The 19,613-nt window shown below is 33.8% G+C and carries 12 protein-coding genes, 1 tRNA gene and 3 pseudogenes; 7 read left to right on the top strand and 9 right to left on the bottom strand.

All coding sequences use genetic code 11. The features are described from left to right. The first annotated feature begins 843 nt into the window (after positions 1–843). The 4 genes and pseudogenes from F4V44_RS25850 to istB all read left to right on the top strand — a co-directional run bounded on the left by F4V44_RS25850 (position 844) and on the right by istB (position 4,851). On the top strand, positions 844–1,170 hold the full coding sequence (locus F4V44_RS25850; RefSeq protein WP_150442855.1) for a YolD-like family protein: 327 nt from the start codon (positions 844–846) through the stop codon (positions 1,168–1,170). A 97-nt stretch (positions 1,171–1,267) separates the two neighbouring features. Beyond that, positions 1,268–2,530, top strand: coding sequence for a DNA polymerase IV (locus tag F4V44_RS25845; protein WP_150442854.1), 1,263 nt, complete (start codon positions 1,268–1,270; stop codon positions 2,528–2,530). A 297-nt stretch (positions 2,531–2,827) separates the two neighbouring features. Beyond that, a pseudogene (gene istA / locus F4V44_RS25840) lies at positions 2,828–4,090 on the top strand (IS21 family transposase). Beyond that, positions 4,087–4,851 (top strand): annotated as a pseudogene (gene istB / locus F4V44_RS25835) (IS21-like element helper ATPase IstB). Before istA ends, istB begins: the two co-directional pseudogenes overlap by 4 nt. A 464-nt stretch (positions 4,852–5,315) precedes the next feature. On the opposite strand, the gene F4V44_RS25830 reads toward istB, so the two are convergent. The 6 genes from F4V44_RS25830 to F4V44_RS25810 all read right to left on the bottom strand — a co-directional run bounded on the left by F4V44_RS25830 (position 5,316) and on the right by F4V44_RS25810 (position 12,485). Continuing rightward, positions 5,316–7,049 (bottom strand): UvrD-helicase domain-containing protein, encoded by a 1,734-nt coding sequence (locus F4V44_RS25830; protein WP_150442853.1) that lies wholly within the window; start codon positions 7,047–7,049, stop codon positions 5,316–5,318. Next, on the bottom strand, positions 7,036–8,889 hold the full coding sequence (locus F4V44_RS25825) for an ATP-dependent nuclease (protein ID WP_150442852.1): 1,854 nt from the start codon (positions 8,887–8,889) through the stop codon (positions 7,036–7,038). The genes F4V44_RS25830 and F4V44_RS25825 overlap by 14 nt, the downstream gene beginning before the upstream one ends. Before the next feature lie 108 nt (positions 8,890–8,997). Next, positions 8,998–9,189, bottom strand: coding sequence for a hypothetical protein (locus tag F4V44_RS25820; RefSeq protein ID WP_150442851.1), 192 nt, complete (start codon positions 9,187–9,189; stop codon positions 8,998–9,000). 37 nt (positions 9,190–9,226) lie between these two features. Next, positions 9,227–10,156, bottom strand: coding sequence for a hypothetical protein (locus tag F4V44_RS25815; RefSeq protein ID WP_150442850.1), 930 nt, complete (start codon positions 10,154–10,156; stop codon positions 9,227–9,229). Positions 10,157–10,680: 524 nt separating this feature from the next. Then, complete coding sequence (locus F4V44_RS28220) at positions 10,681–10,812, bottom strand: hypothetical protein (protein WP_263406688.1); 132 nt, start codon at positions 10,810–10,812, stop codon at positions 10,681–10,683. A 1,157-nt stretch (positions 10,813–11,969) separates the two neighbouring features. Continuing rightward, complete coding sequence (locus F4V44_RS25810) at positions 11,970–12,485, bottom strand: DoxX family protein (RefSeq protein ID WP_150442849.1); 516 nt, start codon at positions 12,483–12,485, stop codon at positions 11,970–11,972. A 968-nt stretch (positions 12,486–13,453) separates the two neighbouring features. Between F4V44_RS25810 and F4V44_RS25805 the strand changes: the two genes are divergently transcribed. Genes F4V44_RS25805 through F4V44_RS25795 form a run of 3 tightly spaced genes read left to right on the top strand, consistent with a single transcriptional unit; the run spans position 13,454 to position 17,176 of the window. Continuing rightward, on the top strand, positions 13,454–14,938 hold the full coding sequence (locus tag F4V44_RS25805) for a spore germination protein (RefSeq protein WP_150442848.1): 1,485 nt from the start codon (positions 13,454–13,456) through the stop codon (positions 14,936–14,938). Positions 14,939–14,946: 8 nt separating this feature from the next. Next, positions 14,947–16,032 carry a GerAB/ArcD/ProY family transporter gene (locus F4V44_RS25800; protein ID WP_150442847.1) on the top strand — a complete coding sequence of 362 codons (1,086 nt, stop codon included), beginning with the start codon at positions 14,947–14,949 and terminating at the stop codon, positions 16,030–16,032. 13 nt (positions 16,033–16,045) lie between these two features. After that, positions 16,046–17,176 (top strand): Ger(x)C family spore germination protein, encoded by a 1,131-nt coding sequence (locus tag F4V44_RS25795; protein ID WP_150442846.1) that lies wholly within the window; start codon positions 16,046–16,048, stop codon positions 17,174–17,176. A gap of 301 nt (positions 17,177–17,477) precedes the next feature. On the opposite strand, the pseudogene F4V44_RS25790 reads toward F4V44_RS25795, so the two are convergent. The 3 genes and pseudogenes from F4V44_RS25790 to F4V44_RS25780 form a co-directional block, all read right to left on the bottom strand. Beyond that, positions 17,478–18,328, bottom strand: a pseudogene (locus tag F4V44_RS25790) (IS3 family transposase); the annotation flags it as partial. A gap of 771 nt (positions 18,329–19,099) precedes the next feature. Beyond that, positions 19,100–19,181 (bottom strand) — tRNA-Ser (locus F4V44_RS25785). 253 nt (positions 19,182–19,434) lie between these two features. Next, positions 19,435–19,572, bottom strand: coding sequence for a DUF1657 domain-containing protein (locus tag F4V44_RS25780; RefSeq protein WP_223881815.1), 138 nt, complete (start codon positions 19,570–19,572; stop codon positions 19,435–19,437). Positions 19,573–19,613 lie beyond the last annotated feature (41 nt).

The following is a 19,613-nucleotide window of genomic DNA, read 5'->3' as shown; positions in this document are numbered from 1 at the left end:
GGTGTTCACGTTTTACTCATACAAAACCGTTTATGGCAGTGGCTTCTCACTAAAATAAACTCCTTTCCACTAAATTAAAAGGAAATATACTTGGCCAGGGTCAGAGATGGCAGGCTGTAAAAATTAAGAAGCTGATTTAAAAGGTTCGAATACTTTTAAATCAGCTTCTTAATTAATTTTGCAATTATTTTAATCTATCAACCTAGCTAACATAAAAATGTCCATAAAAGTATATCACTTTTTACGAACGTTTATAAAATGAATTACATATGATTATAGACTATAAATTTTATAGCTTTTTATCAGTCTATAAAAGTGTACTTTTACAGATGCATACTTACCTTCTTCTCTTCAATCCTTTGACAACACAATCTAACCGATATATTATAGTATTAACAGAACCCACCACGCCTCTTAACAATGCGGACCAAGGTGGGTTATTTTGTTTAATTAAGGGGAAATGCAATAGTGAATCTTAAAAAACCAATCTAAATAAAGTAAGATTACCTAGAACCTATAAAGAACAAATAATAATATATAAAAATAAAAACTTATACTTAAATAATTCTGGATATATTGGAAATATATTGCGAAGAGTTAACTATTAGCGATTATCGGCATATGAATTAACCCCCTATTCTAAAAAGAATTGGGGGTTTCACATGTCTTAAAGATATCTATAACGAAAAAGGAGGAATTTAAATCCTCGCACCGGTTACCCGATCTCCCCCCAACAAGAGCCTCTCTGCATCGTATATAAATATTTTAGTTTCCTTAATAATTAGAAATTCCTTACTTTAAAATAGAACACACGTTTGGTAAAATAATGAAGAGGTGATACACATGGGAGATAGAGGTTTGATGAAATGGAACGGATTTTTCATGCCAGAACAGAAAGAGTTGATCAAACAAGCGTACATAGAAAGTTTAAAAACAGCAAAACCAATCCTGGATGAAGGACAGTTACATGAAATGAATGATTTATTGATAAAGAGTATGCAAGATTACGAGCCTATTAAACTAACTTTGTGGATGGATGGATTTATAAAGGATTTTGGACCAGTCATTGTACATAAAATTGATCCGTATCAGCGCCACTTATATGTACTTTACAAAAATGGCAAACAAACTTTTCATTTTAACTCTTTGATAGGAGTAATAAAACAGTAAACAGTCTTTAAATGAAGGAAATGCAGAACTAGATATCCGGGTTTTATAATACATAACTGATATAAACTTAATATCGATATATAATTGAGGTGTTTTAATGGATTATAGTCCACTTCCCAATCGTTCAATCCTCTGTATAGATATGAAATCCTTCTATGCCAGCTGTGCTGCTGTGATGTTGGGGCTTGACCCATTGACTTGTTATCTTGCCGTTGTTGGGAATATGGAACGTCAAGGAAGTATCGTTTTAGCCTCATCCCCTGCCTTAAAAAGAAAATTTAACATTAAAACTGGATCAAGGCTTTTTGAAGTCCCTGATGATCCTAGAATTCATATTGTAAATCCCAGTATGTCCTCTTATCTAAAGACATCAACAGCCATAATCCAACTCTTTAACCGTTATGTGCCATTTTCTGATATGCATCCCTATTCCATTGATGAAAGTTTTTTAGATGTAACAGGAGTCAGAAGATTATGGGGAGATCCTGAAACCATTGCATTCAAAATTCAGGACAATATTAAGAAAGAATTCGGTCTTCCTTCTACTGTAGGGATCGGTCCAAATATGCTGTTGGCCAAACTATGCTTAGACTTAGAAGCGAAGCATTCAAACACGGGCATTGCAAAATGGACGTATGATGATGTTCAAACAAAGCTATGGCCTATCTATCCTCTAGGTAAAATGTGGGGAATTGGTCCAAGAATGGAAAGAAATTTAAATCATATGGGGATTTTCACTATAGGTGCCTTAGCCAATTATCCTCTTAAACGATTAGAAAAAAAATTTGGTGTAATGGGGCGCCAAATCCATCAACATGCCTGGGGAATTGATTTTTCTAAAATAGGAAATCCGGTCAAACAAGAACAAGTTAGCTTTGGCAAAAGTCAAATTCTACTGAGAGATTACTCTAATCCAAAGGAAGTCAAACAGGTAATCCTGGAAATGTGTGAAGAAGTGGCCAGACAGGCACGAAAATATAAAAAGGTCGGTCGAACAATAAGTTTGGCGATTGGGTATAGTAAAGATGAATTTGGCGGCGGATTTCATCGAGCAAAATCACTAGACTATCCTACGAATATTACAATGGAAATTTATCAAACTTGCTTAACACTTTTTGATGCTTTTTATACAAATAAAACGGTTAGACAAATCTCTGTGACATTATCAAATATCGAAAACGATGACACTGTACAACTAGACTTGTTTCAACAAGACCGCGAAAAACAACGAATACTTGGCTATGTTATGGATGCTATCAGAGATAAATATGGCCCGCTGGCATTGTTAAGAGGTGTTTCCTACACAAATGCTGGCACAGCACGGCATCGCTCTAATTTAGTCGGAGGCCATTACTCCTGAAATGTTAGAAGCGTATCAAAAATGATACGTCCCTTTTATCGACAATCTGAAACCTACTTAATTAAAAGTAGGTTTTTTGCTATTAATCTAACCAAACTTCTGATACCTCAGTTACATTTTCAAGCTTTTCTAAACTAGTGTATCGCGTTTTCCTAACATCCATTATATTTTGCTATTACCAAGAATCACAGGATTTGTAATCCTCGGTTGTAAAATACCCAATAACAACGGTTTTAAATTCCCCAAAAATAACAGATAATCGTTTCGAAACATATATCAAGATGGAGTGGAGAAACGATGCTGAAGATTGGAGAGTTTTTTATGATTAGAGAGTTATTTCAGAAAAGGTGGACGAAAACAGCTATTGCGGAAGCAACAGGCTTTGATCGTAAAACAATTAGTAAGTATTTAAAGAGCGATTAGTTGCCGGAACATAAGGCAACTGAACAGAAAAAGGAAAGTAAACTAGAACCTTATAAGCCTTACATTCTTCAACGAGTTAAACAAGGAACAACTAACTGCGTGGTGCTTGCTAGAGAAGATTCAAGCAATGGGTTACGAGGGAAAAATGACCATTCTAAGAGACTTTGTCAGTCCTCTTCGACAAGAACCAAAGAAACAAGCAACCTTACGGTTTGAAACACCATCAGGAAAACAAGCTCAAATGGATTGGGCATATGTAGGAAAGTACCTCGTCAATGGCAGTCTGCAAGATATCTATGCATTTGTTATGATTTTAGGCTATTCGCGAATGAAGTACATAGAGTTTACAATCAATATGAATCTAGAAACTTTAATGAAATGCCACATGAATGCTTTCTCTTATTTTAACGGAATGCCAGAACAAATTCTCTACGAGAATATGAAAACCGTTGTAATTAAACATAGTCCCGTAGAAATTCGTTTTAACCGCAAGTTTGAGGATTTCTTAGCCTATTATGGGATTGTGCCAAAAGCATGTTGCCCTAGACATCCACAAACAAAAGGGAAAGTAGAAAGAACCGTTAAGTATCTAAAGAACAATTTCTTTCAACGAAAACACGAACCAACTCCACATGCGCTAAATGAAGATGTAAGGACATGGTTAGATCAGGTGGCCAATAAGAAAATAAATCAAACTACCAATGAATCACCATTTCAACGATTTGAGCAGGAACAGAAGTTTCTGCAGGTATGGGGAGTAAACCTTTATTTCCTATTGCACATTGGGAAACGAGAGAAGTCAGTCGTGATTGTTTTGTATCCTACCGTGGTAAACGATATTCTGTTCCTTATCGTTATGCAGGGCAAACGGTCAAAATTAAAGAAACATTAGACCATCATTTAGAAATTTATGATGAACATGAATGTATCGCAACGCACCCTATTCTTACAGACAAGGCAACCACCCGTGTACGAATGGAGTATTATGAAGGATTAGAGTCAAAAGAAAAAGGCATGAAAGCGAAGAACGTTGAAGGTTTGACGACCGATGATCTTCACTCTCATACCCTATCTCCAAATGTAGAAAAACGCCCTCTCACTGCTTATGCAGCAATGGAAGAAGGTGAATCTGTATGATAAACGAACTCTTATTGGAACGTTTACAGAAGCTCGGATGGCATCACACAGCCAACCAACTTGATAGTTTACTAGAAGACGCTTCTAAGGATAATGTATCATATTCTGAGTTTCTTCACACTATCGTTTTACAAGAAATTGAACAGCAAGAATCTGAGCAGTTAAACAAACGAATGAAACGGCCTAAATTACCTTATACCAAAACAATTCATGAGTTTGATTTTACGTTCCAACCGAGCTTGAGTGAGAAAAGAGTGAAAGAAACTCTAACATGGCGTTTTATTGCCAATGGCGAAAATTGTATTTTATTGGGACCTCCAGGTGTAGGAAAAACTCATTTAGCTATCTCTTTTATAGTTGAAGCGATTACTCAAGGATATACAGCACTATTTTTAACAGCTGATGATTTAGTGGCTCAGTGCCGTAAGGCTAATGAGAAAGGGACCCTCCAACGACTCGTAAACCGTTGGAGTCGTCCAGATGTAATAATTATAGATGAGGTTAGCTATTTTCCTTTTGATGAACTGGCTGCCAATGTTTTCTTCCAGGTGATTTCAAAACGATATGAACAAGGGGCCATGATTTTAACATCTAATAAGTCTTACCTTGAATAGGGAAAAGTCCTTGGTGACGATGTACTAGCAACAGCCATTTTAGATCGCCTCTTACATCATGCAATTACATTCAATATTAAGGGCGATTCTTACCGTTTACAAGAAAAGAAAAAGGCAGGAATTTATCCCGCCAAAGCAACAACTTAACCCTTCATAAATGGAGAATTGCATTTCATTGAAATTGGGGAAAATTAAATCGTTGTTGACATTTTAAATAATTATTTATTAAGATTCCGATTTATTTCACAATTGCGTCCTATTATACTATTGACTGTTCCAATTGCTAAAAAAGAAATTAGGCGGTTACAAGACTTTATTAATCTTGTTGAATCCTATGAAGCGAACAGCCTTGAAAAATGGATAATAAAAAATTATACATTCACATGTAGCATTCGTGAAGTCGTTATTCGAGGAAACAAAAGAGGATTTACAAACAACGGGGTAGAGTTAACCACGAATTTGTAAAAAATATCATCTCCGGTTATCCCAAAGATGAACTACATAGATTAATGCAGGCTAACTACAGGATACGAATCAATCCTAACAGATGACCTAATTTCTACATGACAAATAACCCACGTAACTGTGTAGTTAAGTGGGTTTTATTGTGCTTATTCAATTGTAATCTGATAATCTTCAATTGCACCTAATATATATGGTGAAGGTCTTTTCTTATATTCACAATAGTCTTGTGCTTTATAAGAATAGAATCTCTTTATTGTGTTTGAAATAAGAAATACATATTCTCTTGCTCTTGTAAGTGCAATATAATGCAGATTTTCATCTTCTCGCAGTTTTTCAGATTTACCCATTGAACGATACTCAGGGAACGTATCATCAAATAAGTCTAAGTGTAATACAATATCAAATTCTAATCCCTTTGAACCGTGAATGGTTAATAGCTGTATTTCCTGATCCTTAAATGGCGTAAAATTTTCAAGTAATGCTGGATTATTAATCAATTGCTCACATGCTAATTTTGTTAATTCACTTAGTTCGTAATCAGGATAAATATTTTGAATTATTTCATCCAGTCTATTAATTATTCTTTCACTTTTTTTATTATCACCGCCTTTGTATAGGCATTCTCGTTTAAATTCATTTATTAAATTCTTAACAGCAACTACATTTTTTCGTATTCCACGAACCCGGTAATCAAAATAACTCTCAATAAAATCCTTAGAAGTGTACTCCTTCGGGTTAAACGATATTATCAACAATTGGCGAAGCATATTGCCACCAATACTACGGTCATCATTTAACAATAATTTATGCTGCAATCTATGTGGAATTGTCAATACTTCTGAGATCATTTCCAATGTTTCGTTTGTTCTTCCTAACAATACTATTTTAGAATTCTTATCTACACCTGATAATTCAATAATTTTGTCAATGGTTTCATTTAACCATATTCCGATTTGATACTGCGTTCCTGCCAATGACACTCTTACAATTCTACTTTCACCTTCAGGAACCGAAGAAATGTCTTGACCCCTCTGAAGACGCAAAAAAAGATTTGCATATGATTGGATAAAAGGGTGACACCGATGATTAATATTCATTTCAAATTGCTTAAATGAATCCATAGCTGTTAATTTTTCCATATATTTCGGACTTCCAGATTTAAACGAGTAGATGGACTGATTGAAATCACCTACTGCCCAACTGATTATCCCTAACTCTGAAAACCGTCTAAACAGGCTATATTGCTCGAAATCCGAATCTTGAAATTCGTCAATAAATACATATCGATATTTTGCTTTTAAATATTTTGCACAAGCTTTTGAACTTAGAAGTATTAAATTTGCCATTCCGCCAATTAAATGTAAATCAAAGTATCCGGCAAAGAACCGTTCTTCCAAATATTTTCTATGAGTAGTGTCTAATTCTTCATAAACACAAATGTCTTGGTCATATATTTGTTGAAGCGTATACTGCGAATATTTCTCTATTATGGTTTTTATAGATTGTTTTATGGTTATTATTAGTTGTTCTCGTTCTTTGTCCTGAACTTTTTCAACTAATACAGGTCTAGGGGGTGTTCCTAACAATCTTTTACCGAAAGACAATACAATTTCCGAGCTGCAAAAACTATCGATTGTACTAAAAAAAGATTGTTTTATTTCAGTACACAATAATTTAGCTCTTTTCTCTAATTCCTTACTTGCTTTATTTGTATAAGAAATAGCAATAACTCCTTGATAGTCTTTACAATCCTCTATAACTTGTTGAATCTTTTTAGCCAGTGTCCAAGTCTTTCCGCTGCCAGGTCCAGCAATAATTACTGCATTATCATTCCATTCTAGAATGGTATTTTGTTGAGGAGTCGGTTCAAAGTTCACCATGATGACCGATCCTTAACTGCTGAACGATAGTTTGACATGCATACAATGGTCCCGCTAAAGGATCATCCTCTAAAGAATTTAAGCACTCACTATTATCTTCTAAAAAATGATACATAAATGTGGATTTTTTGCTTTTCATTTCTGCTACCATGTCTTCAACTACTAAGACCTCCTCATCCTCCTCGTTTGGAACAAAATATTGATTTATAGCTTTTGTCAAATCATCATTAGAATGATAAATATCCTCTTCTAAGCCTTCCTTTGCTAAAAACAAACCGTAATTGCTAAGTGGTAGGTAAAATAAATTGTACATCTCTTGTCTATGGGCATTACTTGCAGTAGGATTTTCTGTGAGTCTATCTGCATTTTCTGCAATCAATTCAGCAAGATTTACACGTTGTTCTCCAATTGGCACTTTTGCAGAGCATTTTGTTGAAAATATATTAGTTAATCTTCTAATTCCGGTTAAATAATAGGCTTCTTTTAACTGCTGCTTTGGTCGATTGTATTTTTGGTAATCATTGTCCGTTCGCATTACCCATGGGATGCCTAAAGCGTTTAATAAATCAATATATCTTGTAAAGCCAACACCCTCTACAGATAATACACTGATGTTTAATTTGTCCAAATCCACGCCTAACTGATGGGCTAAGTTCTTATAAAAAACAATTTCAGATGTCCCCTCAACCAGAAGCACACAGTCACTAAAATATACCTCTGCGATAAGAGGACTAAGACGATATTCCATAGATCTAATTTGATTACCCAATTCTTCTGATACACCATTTTGATTACAAATTGTAGCTGGAGATCCTTGTTTAGTATGTAACCTTATTATCGAGCTAGGATTAAATTCACATGCGATATAAGGAGAATGGGAAGTTAATATAACTTGAGTTGGTAATACATTAACTAGATATTCAGCCAATTTTCTTTGTTGGTGTGGATGAAGGTGTGCCTCACATTCTTCAATACAGAAAATAGAAACTTCATTTGGTTGTCCATCTTGAATGGAAATTTGATTTAATGCGGACCAAAGAGCAATAAAAGCTTGGTTTTTTCTTCCTTCGCCACCCAATTGAATATTATGTTCTCCTATACTAGATAGGAGGCTAAACTTTCGGAACAAATCATCATTGGCTGGTAAATCAACACCTAATTTCAATTTCTGTTCTTGATGATGTTCAGACAATTCCCTTAACTGGTTATTAAGAGTTTCCCCAGCCCTTCCAATAAAGGATAATGTATTCAATTCACTTTCTATAACCTTTATCCGACCACTTAAATCTTGAAATTTTTCATTATCCGATTGTTCTTCCTCGTCAGTTCTGGCGTCCTGCAAATATTCTATAAGTCTATTTTTTTGATTTTTTAAATATTGGTCAATCTGTCGGGTAGCACTTACGTATCTCATGTTCAATGCTCTTAAATAAAATCGACTTGAAACTAATTGCAACTCTTCAAGAGATGGTCCCACGAATAGCTTGTATTCTTTTGTGCCACCTATTCTAGTTCTGGTAGCAACATAGCGTATGTAAACATCATCATTATCACTGATATATTCCCTAAAACATGATAAAATACACTCTTCATTAGCTTCCACAAAGTGAAGAGTTATAGAGAATTCGTTTGCTTCTGCTGCTGAATAAATACAAAAATCTTCATCTAGAGGCTGTAAGTCGTTTTCAGATAATGATTTATCTAAGAGCAGTTGTAAGGCATATAAAACATTGGTTTTACCAATATCATTTGCCCCGATAATAAGTGTCTTCTCATCAAAACGTAATTTAGTATCGATAAAGTTTCGGTAATTTTTCATCTCTATATAATTTAACCTCATGTTCGTCCTCCCGCCAATGAATCAGCAATTATTTATTTCATAGATTCCTATTTAATATTGCTTACAATAAATAGATATCAAAATGGTTTCTACATAGCAGCAAAGAGATTATGACGATATCTTACGTTTCCTCGTATTACTAACATCAAATAATTTATATTCACGCTTTTGCTCAGGATATATAACGAAGGCTACATGTTCTGAGGTTGGTGTTAATCCCATTTGATTTAACCTATTTTGTGTAAAAAGATTGTCTGGTACTTCTTCTGGCAAATATCTTTTCGTATCTTGGTTAGTCATAATTGCCTCCCTACAAGCAAATAAATATTACATATTCTTAGCTATTATTTTTATAATGGTTAATAAAGTTATATTGCAACTCGCAATAATTTACTAATGTAATGAAAAACATCAGAACCTGGGTCCTATCCATAATTATATCATTAGGATGGGTAACTGTATTTCGAGTCAACCTTGTAAATGTAGCGTAAATTGAAGAACTCGATTTATCCAGATATACTGTTAGTGCCTTTACGTCCTTATCTTTTGTTGCTTTTATGTATTTGCCTTGAAAGTCAAGATAGGTATTATACTTAAAAGATATCTTCCAATCCTTAGCCAACTCAGTTTGAAAAGAACTGTGTAGTGATGCTTCATTTTTCAGTAAAAACTTTTCAAAGCTATTAGCTAATTCCTCAATAATAACTTCACCTGCAAGTCCAATGTTTATCATAGATGAATTTACACAATCGGCGTTAAAGCATTTTAGTGCCTCAGTAACATAAAACACAACCCAGTCATTTATGTCGGTTATAGACTTTAGTTTTGATAAGTAACCATCTTGATCGTATGGCAAAAAGTCCTTTTTCTTAATACATTCCATACCATATTCAGTAACATGAAAATAGGGAAGACTCGTCCCATAATTTCCATAAGCACCTGGTGCAATTACCCCTTGAGTAAGCAACCTATGGAACTCTTGATACAGTTTTAAAATTTCTCCCTTTGATAAATTTATTGTCTGGTACTCATGTAGCATACGACCCTCTCCACCCCATGCTGCTCCATACATTTTAACCTTCTCTGGCTTAATATTTTTCTTGATGAGATACCCATTTAACAAGCGAAACAGGTCTGATTGACTACCTTGATATCCATACATCTTAAATGTTTTACCTTCTGTATCAATATCATCACCTTCATATGCTAATACTTCAAGTAGTAAATTCCTTATTTCCAGATTGGATAATTTATCCATGTTAGTCATAACAACTCCTTAGAAAGTGTTTGGTCTAAACTAGAACCTTTGGCTCTATATAGAATTTCTGATTATTCCCTCGTACTTTTATATAATTCTCCCAAATATAGAATCTACACTTTTCATCCTCGGAATAGTTTAGTGTCATATCTGGGGTTATCAATTGTCTGAGTTACTTGAAATCAGCATAGTAGATTTTGTTTCCTTCTAGCCAAACCGCCAGTATTGCTATGTCTGCATCATCTAATAAATCAGCTTGTTTTGTGGTTAAATCAAACCAACCGTGACCTTGTGGATGCAACTTTGATTCTGGGGTGCATAAAACTAGCTTCTACCCATTGCTTTCCCCATGATACATTATTTTCTTTCGTATGATATTAGATAGTGTAAAATTATACCTTTCACTAACTGTTTTGACTACAAGGTGCTTATCAAGAATTGACATCACGAATCCCCCATATTTTGTTATTTTCTTCATCATATCATATGGATGCGTAGCCTATACTTAGCAATTCCATGGATAACGACCGTGTTTAATCAACATCGATTAAATGGTGGCTGCAATCCAGCTTTCGGTTACTCATACCGGCATTCTTATCTAACCACTCTATCAGTCCTTCCAATCTGGCTTCAACGCCATTAGAATGCTCTCCTACTACAGACATCCTATATGTCCACCCACAAGCTTAAGTAATACGTTTTAGCCCCGGTACATTTTCGGCGCAGAGTCACTCGAACAGCGAGCTATTACGCACAATCTCACAAAGATCACTTATGGTTAAAATTATCAACTCTTCTCTTTCGTTTGCTTTTTGGTGGTTCTGTATTAAAACCTATAAAGTAAACCGAATAATCGCATATTGCGATTAACACCATTATTAAATAAAAAAAGCTACCCAAAAAGATAAACTTTAAGATATATATTCAACAAAAGAAGGGATCCTCAATAACCCTGCTTTTGTGTAGTGTGAAGGAACTTTGTATACTGATTACTCCGATTCCACACCAAAAATAAAGACAAATAAAAAGAGACCTTGTTGAATTCTCCCAAGAATCACAAGGTCCCTTACTAGGATCTTACACTCATTATTCTTATTTCTTTTCGGTTTATCTTTTTTGCTTTACGCTTTTTAAATTGATTCAGATTGTGAAGGTTAATTTTGTTAAACAGATACATAAGATATCGATTCAACTCAAATTTATTATCCTTAATAAAATGTTTAAAAGTTACTTTGCCTTTTTTCATCTTGTCCTCCCTCCCTGACATACATCTATCTATTTCTTACTTCAATTATTATTTTTAAAATGGTATTAGCCCCACCTTCGCCACGATACCATAATGGCCACGCACGCCACTTCCCTATATGCATTATAAATGGAAACGATTTCAATACTCAAGACTTTCTATACCTCATGTTTCGACAGAATCTTTTCTTGCAATGCTTGTATAGATCACTCTGCCACGAATGAATCACTAGTAATTAAGTGTAATTTTATAATTAGAATGACCCCCCTCGTACTTTCTTCCAATGCAATAATGCAAAGATATTACTACTATATTAGCTTCCATATTATTGCATGATGAATTACTAGTAGGAACTTACTTCTTCGAAAAAGAGTGAAACTTTAGAGACCACACTGGAAGCGACTTGCTGAGAAAATAATAAATGAAATAATAAAAGACCTCAAGAACACTCTTGAAGTCTTTATCCACTCTAAATGAATTTTAAATGCCAAAAGCTGCATCCGCTCCTATAAAAAGCAAGTCAACCATGTATAAAGGTCACTTGCTTTTTTAGGTTCTTTTTAAACTGTTATTCATTTAAACCACTGCAGGTTTTTTATGTTCTGCGTCACGGTTTCTTTTATTAGTAAAATACGCTTTTAATGCTGGAATCATGAAGCGATCAACGCCCCAGTAGTAGCTGCCAACACCTGCGAATAGTAAAATCACTTCTAAAGCCAAATATTCAGGGTTTGTACTAATTGTTCCGGCTAAAAGGAAGTTTAAGTTCATAAAAGCCGCTGCGATTAAAGCTGGAATGGTAGATGCCCCTAGAATGAGTCCAATACCAATAAGGAATTCACCCCAAGGAACTAATACATTAAACAAGCCTGCATTTGGAAGAGCAACGTTTTCCAAGAAACCTGCATACCATCCTTGTACGATTGGAGCCTCACCACCTGCTTTCATAATCGCTCCTTGTAAAAATCCATTTACTTCGAATCCACCTGTTATTTTGCCCCATCCTGCCGTCATCCATTGTACACCTAACCAAATTCTTATCACTGTCCAAATAGCACTTACTTGAGGAATTTTCCACCATTTTGTTTCCATATCTATTTCCCTCCAATTATATTGTGATTGATTTCACATTTAGGATTAAAAAAATATTATTGATTGAGTCATTCCTTATACTTTATTTTATTGTGAAATATTTCACTAACTTCTATGTCTATAATATACTCTACTCTACTAGTAGTTTCAACCCTTGTCACTATTTTGTCATTATTTAAGTTTATTACTTTATAAATATTGTATTTGATTTCATTCAAAACTAGCAAAACCAAATATTCTCTATGTCACTAGTTCATATCACTAGTGATCCGTAGTCTTTTGGTTTGGGTGGGCCATGTGATAGGCTAGCTTTGCAGGAGGGCCCCCTTGTTTGAGCGTAATACAAGCGAGTAGGTGTAATCCAACGACGGCCACTCTTCATATGAGCCCCAAGTCCCCGAACACAAAGGAAATGGAAGCACTAGTATGCAAAGACTTTGTTCGAAGGGAGTTAAACTACTTTGAATTTACTTTCAAAATTCTTCTTCAAATTACTCTAGCTCTGGGCTCTAGATCCCCCAACCAGTAGCGAATGTTGAAGATAGATAGTGAAAGAGACCATTTGCCTAACCTCTTTCAGCCGCGTAAATTGAGTAACGCTTTAGAACAAAATGAGAAACACTTTTTGTCTACAAGTACCTATCATTCGATGCAAATTTCATAAGATCTATTACAAAAAGTTATCCTAAAAGATAACGGCAAGGTTAACCTTGCTAGCTTGATATCATCTCATTTTCATTTGTTCTAACAGGGTATAACAAGTATGAAGAACTGATATTAAATATCTTTAAAATAGAAAACACCCTGGCTTCGAAATACCCAGGGTATTTTACACTGTATTTGATAATTTAATATTGGTTCTTTCCAAAGTTAGTTGAAAAGAACTCTTTTCTCATATTTGTAAAACAAGGATAAATTTTTTTTTATTTCAAATAATAATAATAATAAAAGTGCTGAGGATTGTTAAAATGACAAACACAACAAATAAAAATAATTGCCCAAATTATAAAAAAATTAAATATATCCTCAACCAATCACCAGATTTACTTTGTAGGACAATTGAAGTTGCTGGAGATTGTCTTGAAGTTGTCTTTATGAAAAATTTAATTAAGACTGAAACAGTTAATGAATATATTATTAAATTCATTCAACAGCTGCCAAAAAAAGATATAACCTATCCTTATTTAATGAAAAATATCCCTATTGGCGAAGTAAAGATTGACTTTAAGGAACAAGAAATTATTTCTTCACTTTTAAATGGATTCGTTTATATTTACTTATTAAAAGAAAGTAAAGCCCTTTTAGTAAATTGTGCTAATCCAATTGAAAGATCCATCGAGAAAGCAGAAACTGAATCTTTGGTATACGGTCCTAAAATTTCGTTTACAGAATCATTAGCTTCTAATATAAAAATTATTAGACAAAATCTAAATAATTCTAATTTGTGTACTGATGAATTAGAAATAGGTGAACATGTTAAGAAGCAATTAAGAATTATATATATTAAAGATTTAACGGATGAAGACATACTAAAAACACTTAAACATAAGCTTGAAAATATTATAACTGATGATATAAGTGACAGTTCAGTTTTGGCACAATGTCTTGAAGATAATCATTATTCTTTTTTTCCTCAGTTTATCATGACAGAGCTTCCCGATCGATTTCTCTATTCTATTTTAAATGGAAGGGTTGGTATCCTTTTAGATCGAAGCCCAGTGGCTATTATTGGGCCTGCTAATTTTTTTTCGTTTTTTGAATCAACAGAAGATATTTATTTGCGATGGTCTCTGAGTACTTTTATAAGATATATACGATTATTAGCCATGGCTGGGTCACTACTCTTCACAGCATTCTATGTTGCAATCATTACCTATCACTTTGAACTTATACCATCTCGATTATTAATCATCATTGGGCAATCCCGTTCACTAGTTCCTTTTCCCCCTTTTCTAGAAGTACTTTTAATGGAATTATTAATTGAATTACTTAGAGAGGCAGGGGCACGGCTTCCGTCAAAAGTAGGTCAAACAATGGGTATTGTTGGAGGGATTGTAATTGGCCAAGCAACAGTTGAGGCGGGCTTAACCAGCAATATTTTAATTATTATCGTGGCATTTAGTGCATTAGGAGCGTTTTCTTCCCCTATTTATGAGATGGGGACTGCCATAAGAATTTGCAGATTTCCTTTCATTATTCTAGCAGGAATTTGGGGATTGAATGGGATTATGGTTGGTATCTGTGTACTGATGGTCCACTTGTTAAGGTTGACATCATTAAACAAACCTTATCTTGCACCTTTATACCCATTTAGGATAAAGGATTTAAAATACTTCCTAATACGTCTTCCACACCATTTTTATATGAGACGCCCTGTAGTTAACCGTCCATTAAAAACGTTACGTGCAGAATGGAAATTAAAAAATATTGATAAAGATTTGGATGAATTCTGAGGTGGATAATGAAATCAACTGTTAGTTTTGTAAACGCCTATATTGCTTTCTTCATTATACACACCTCACAAATCGGGATGGGCATACTCGGTTTCCCTAGAATAATCTATCTAGCAGCAAAGCAGGATGCATGGGTCTCCATTTTACTATCTGGTCTACTTATCAGTCTTATCACTTGGATAATGATTAGGATACTTAATCATTATGAAAACTTTAATCTTTATGAAATAAATGAAAATGTATTTGGTCGTTTTATAAGCAGTATCATCAATACCGTTATTGTCATTTACTTTATTGCATCAAATTACTCTATCATCATCAGTTATGTTGAATTGTCTCTAGCATGGGGATATGAAGGAGTTTATGAGTGGGTAGGTGTTTCTGCCCTATTATTAGTAACACTTTATGCAGTATCAGGAGGATTCAGAGTAGTTGCAGGGGTATGCTTCTTATCTTTTTTTATAACTATATGGATCATATTTGTATTGTATCAACCATTTGAATCCTTGCAAATAACTAGAATTTTACCCATCTTGACAACATCCCCGCCTGAAATAGTGGAAGGAGTATTTAATAGCAGCTATACAATGCTAGGTTTTGAAACGTTATTTTTTATTTTTCCATTCATAAAGGAAAAAGATAAGCTTCTTTTTATCAGTCAATTAGCAGTGTGGTTTACTACACTTCTTGTTTTATTTACAACTGTTATTTCTATATTATTTTTTAGTGCAAAGGAATTAGAAAAAAATATTTGGCCTCTTGTCAGTATGATAAGTGTAGTCCATTTTCCTTTTCTTGAGCGTTTTGAATATATAGCAGTATCCATATGGATATTAGTTATATTTTCAAATTTAAGCATAACCCTATTCATTTCTTCAAAAGGTGTTAAACATATTTTTCATGTCAAACAAAAACATGGAATTTGGATCATCTCAATCATCATTTTTATCATAAGTTTTTTTATCACTAAAAGAGTCGACATTAACCTTTTCATTAATCATATTGGTCATATTGGTTTTTACTTATGGTTTGTCTATCCGATCTTGTTATATTTCATTTCAATTATTAAATCTAAAATTCTTTCTCATTCTTAATGGAGTTGAAATAATGAAAAAATGGCTTATTCTATTTTGTTCTCTTCTCTGCACTGCCTGTATGCCACCTGAAAAAATACTAGAAAGGCAAGGAATTTCAACAATTATTGGTTATGATTTACTTGATGATGGTACTTACTTAGGTACGATTAGTTTATTGCAGTTCGATCGAAAGGAAGAAAAAACAAGTGAAATTATTTCGGCCGTCGGAACGACAAGCAAACAGATAAGACAAATTTTAGAACAAAAAACAAGCCACGACATTACTTCTGGACAATTAAGGACATTACTATTTAATAAAGATATGACAGAAACGAAAGGAATTTCAAATTTTTTAGATACCATGCAACGAGACACCAGCATAGGATCTTTAATATTTTTAGCCATTACAGATAATGCTGAAGATATCATTAAAAATAGAAACTATGAAGAATATCCTGAAATGGGGTCATATATTTATCAATTGTTGGATAAGCAAGAAAGAAAAGAAATGTTAATAAATTCCAACCTACATGATTTTTTTTCTACGCTCTATGAAATTGGTATTGACCCTACCTTACCCATCATTTCAAATGAAGAAGGTGTAGCACCTTACATCAATAGCGTTGCATTATTTAAAAATGATAAAATGGTAGGTTCAATTTCTTTGAAAAAAACCATGTTCATCAAGTTATTCACCCATCGCAAGGCTTCTCTGGGAGATATTACATTAAATATACCTGTAGAGACATTCAAACAAAAAGGAGTCTCACTAGCCGAAAAGCCAAAAGAAGATAAATTTAATATCACCATTCACCCTATAAAGCACCGCGGAAGTATTGAATTATCTACAGAAGATGAAGTTAAGCTAAACGCAACCATTTCGGTTTCAACTATAGAAGGACAGCCTGCTGTTACTCTAAAAAACAAGGAATCAATAAAAAAATTAGAGCAACTTCTTGGTGAAGAATTAAACAAAGAATTCGGGGATTTTCTTGAGGAATTAAGAAAATTAAATTCCGATCCAATCGGCATTGGAAGAAAAATAAAAAGCCTACGAAAATATTCCAAATTAAATGATAAAGATTTGAGGGAAAAGTATTCAACATTAAAGTTAAAATCAACTATTAAGGTTGAAATAAAACGAACAGGCGCTATTGATTAGTAAAGATAGTTGAGAAAAATACTCTAATATCTTATTCTTTCAAGTATATTACGTTCAAGAATATTAACCAAGAAGAACCTCATTTACTTATAGTACGGTTCCCTAATATTAATGCTAAACTAAATCCTCAACATTATGGCCCATTTGTGGAATAACTTCTTATGATGATTGTTCAACTAAAGGGTGCGATACGGTATATATTGGCAGCATTCCTGTAATGAAGAAATATGAGGTTTGAATATAAAAAAGCCTATGCTGCTTTAAGAAGATGATCTCTGTATTGAACAGGGGTCATCTTTTTTTAATTCCACTGATATCTATAATGGTTGTAATAAATCATATACTGCTTTATTTCCTTCTTTAATTCATCTAAAGTTGTACATGTTTTAATAGAGGCTTCATCCTTAAGGTGACCAAAGAATGATTCTTGAGGGGCGTTATCCCAACAGTTTCCTCTTCGTGACATAGACTGAAGTAATCCTAATCTTTTCACCATTTTTTGAAAGTTAGTGTGTGTGTAATGAACACCCTGGTCCGAGTGTATGAAAGCATCCTTTACTTTCTTAAACTTCCTGTTTTTCTTTAGTTTTGAAAGGGTATCTGTAGCTAAGTCAATGGTCATTCGAGCTGATACATGATAGGCTAAGATTTCACCTGTTGAACTGTCTTTTATAGTGGATAAGTAGGCTCTCTGACCCTTGCCAAAGTGAAGATATGTGATATCTGTTAGGAGGACCTTCCATGGAACTCCTGCTTAAATTCTCTTTTAAGAGGGTTTGGTACAGCTCGATGTTCCTGAGTAGCTTTCATTAGTCGTCTGTATGGGTTTGCCTTTCTAATAGGGCATATAATTCCGAACTTCTTCATAATTCGCTGTATTGGTTTCAAATTGTAGACAACATTAAATTGACCCACCAAGGTCATTTTAATTTGGCGTGCCCCTTTCTTACGATTTTTAAATCGGTATGCTTTTAAGATAACCTCTTTTACTTCCTCATCCTTTTTATCTTTTCTCCTTCCCTGTTCTTGTGACTTCATTGAGAAATAATTATAATAGCCACTTTTTGAAACACCGGCCACTGTACATAGATAGCTCACCATATGCTTTAGTTGATATTTTTCAATTACTGAACGAATAAGAATATATTTTTGGTGGAACCAATTCAAGGATTGCTACCAAAATTAATAAAAGGATTCCTACAATATAGGGTCTTTTTTCCTTTTTAAAGAACCATTTCAAATCCATAAAAACCTTCATTCAACCACCTCCTGTAAAAACATAAGAATATGAATCCTGTCATCTTCTCTGCATCAAATAAAAAACACTCATTTGCGAGTGCTTGTTCTCTTTCATTTTTACTGCTGATTGCTGTGAATGGTTGTGTCGGCCTCCCATTCACTTCGAAAATCAAAACCTATAAGTGGATATAAGTTTACAGAAAAAAACAGATAATCTTCAACTAGAAGGAAATACCAATTATAACAATCATTGTCTATTAATTGTCTAATTTAAGCAAGGGATTCAACTCTTATATCTTCAAAGCAAGCTCTTTTGTTAAAAGTCATTCTTGAAGGGTTTTTTTGAACGACTTAAAAACCATCTACTTCTCAGGTGTAATTTCTGATATTTTTCCTTGAGCCCAAACTATTTGTTTTTGAATAGGACCTGGTTCAATAGACTTCTCATAATCTTAAGTATTTTTATGTACTTGTAAAATCAACAGAATTGTTACTATATATGTATTTTAATAAAAAATTAGTTAACATTTGTTCCAATCTCTGTGTAAAAAATGTGTAAAACGAATTAAAAACCTAACTTTTTCAGTCATTTTCAAGAAACACAAAAAACACCCACAAACATTTATATATCGACATTTGTGAGTGTTCTATCGTTTCATAATTTAACTCGTTTTTACTTAAAGATACCGGTGGTCGGGGTCGAACAGACACTCCTAAAGGGACACGATTTCTAGTCGTGCGCATTTGCCAGTTCCGCCACACCGACATGCATATGGAGGAAGCAACCTGATTTGAACCTACAAGAATAAGAAAACATTTTTTGTTCATGAGTGTTCTTCTTTCATGACCTATGTACTAACTTTAGTTATCATTCCTTATAAATTTAAAATTATGATTACTTTTAAATTCCAAGATAGAAATTTGAGCAGTTAAATAAAAAAGGAACAGTTAAAATTGTTTACTCCCTCTAACTTAACAAAAAGCTGACTCATTTGTAAGTGAGTTAATAACTAAGGTTTCTATCTATTCAAAAAAGGAGAAAGTCGTTTCTCAAGTTCAGCCAGCTTTTTTGCATTACGATTATACATATTTTTAGCCTTATCTGATTGTGTTTCTAGAGCAAACAACTCTAAATCAGCTTGACATTTTTTAATCATGGCCATTAATAAAGGTCTAGTTTGAGGGGATGGGACTTTGA

The sequence above is a fragment of the Niallia endozanthoxylica genome (assembly GCF_008710145.1).
Lineage (GTDB): Bacteria > Bacillota > Bacilli > Bacillales > Cytobacillaceae > Bacillus_BD > Bacillus_BD endozanthoxylica.
The sequence above is the reverse complement of the archived record's forward strand: the minus strand, read 5'-3'. Positions and strand labels throughout refer to the sequence as shown.

Coding starts and splice junctions, on each gene's coding strand:
- F4V44_RS25825 (WP_150442852.1), bottom strand. CDS start 8,889: ATGAGGTTAAATTATATAGAGATGAAAAATTACCGAAACTTTATCGAT.
- F4V44_RS25850 (WP_150442855.1), top strand. CDS start 844: ATGGGAGATAGAGGTTTGATGAAATGGAACGGATTTTTCATGCCAGAA.
- F4V44_RS25830 (WP_150442853.1), bottom strand. CDS start 7,049: ATGGTGAACTTTGAACCGACTCCTCAACAAAATACCATTCTAGAATGG.
- F4V44_RS28220 (WP_263406688.1), bottom strand. CDS start 10,812: ATGTCTGTAGTAGGAGAGCATTCTAATGGCGTTGAAGCCAGATTGGAA.
- F4V44_RS25820 (WP_150442851.1), bottom strand. CDS start 9,189: ATGACTAACCAAGATACGAAAAGATATTTGCCAGAAGAAGTACCAGAC.
- F4V44_RS25795 (WP_150442846.1), top strand. CDS start 16,046: ATGAAAAAATGGCTTATTCTATTTTGTTCTCTTCTCTGCACTGCCTGT.
- F4V44_RS25845 (WP_150442854.1), top strand. CDS start 1,268: ATGGATTATAGTCCACTTCCCAATCGTTCAATCCTCTGTATAGATATG.
- F4V44_RS25805 (WP_150442848.1), top strand. CDS start 13,454: ATGACAAACACAACAAATAAAAATAATTGCCCAAATTATAAAAAAATT.
- F4V44_RS25815 (WP_150442850.1), bottom strand. CDS start 10,156: ATGACTAACATGGATAAATTATCCAATCTGGAAATAAGGAATTTACTA.
- F4V44_RS25780 (WP_223881815.1), bottom strand. CDS start 19,572: ATGATTAAAAAATGTCAAGCTGATTTAGAGTTGTTTGCTCTAGAAACA.
- F4V44_RS25800 (WP_150442847.1), top strand. CDS start 14,947: ATGAAATCAACTGTTAGTTTTGTAAACGCCTATATTGCTTTCTTCATT.
- F4V44_RS25810 (WP_150442849.1), bottom strand. CDS start 12,485: ATGGAAACAAAATGGTGGAAAATTCCTCAAGTAAGTGCTATTTGGACA.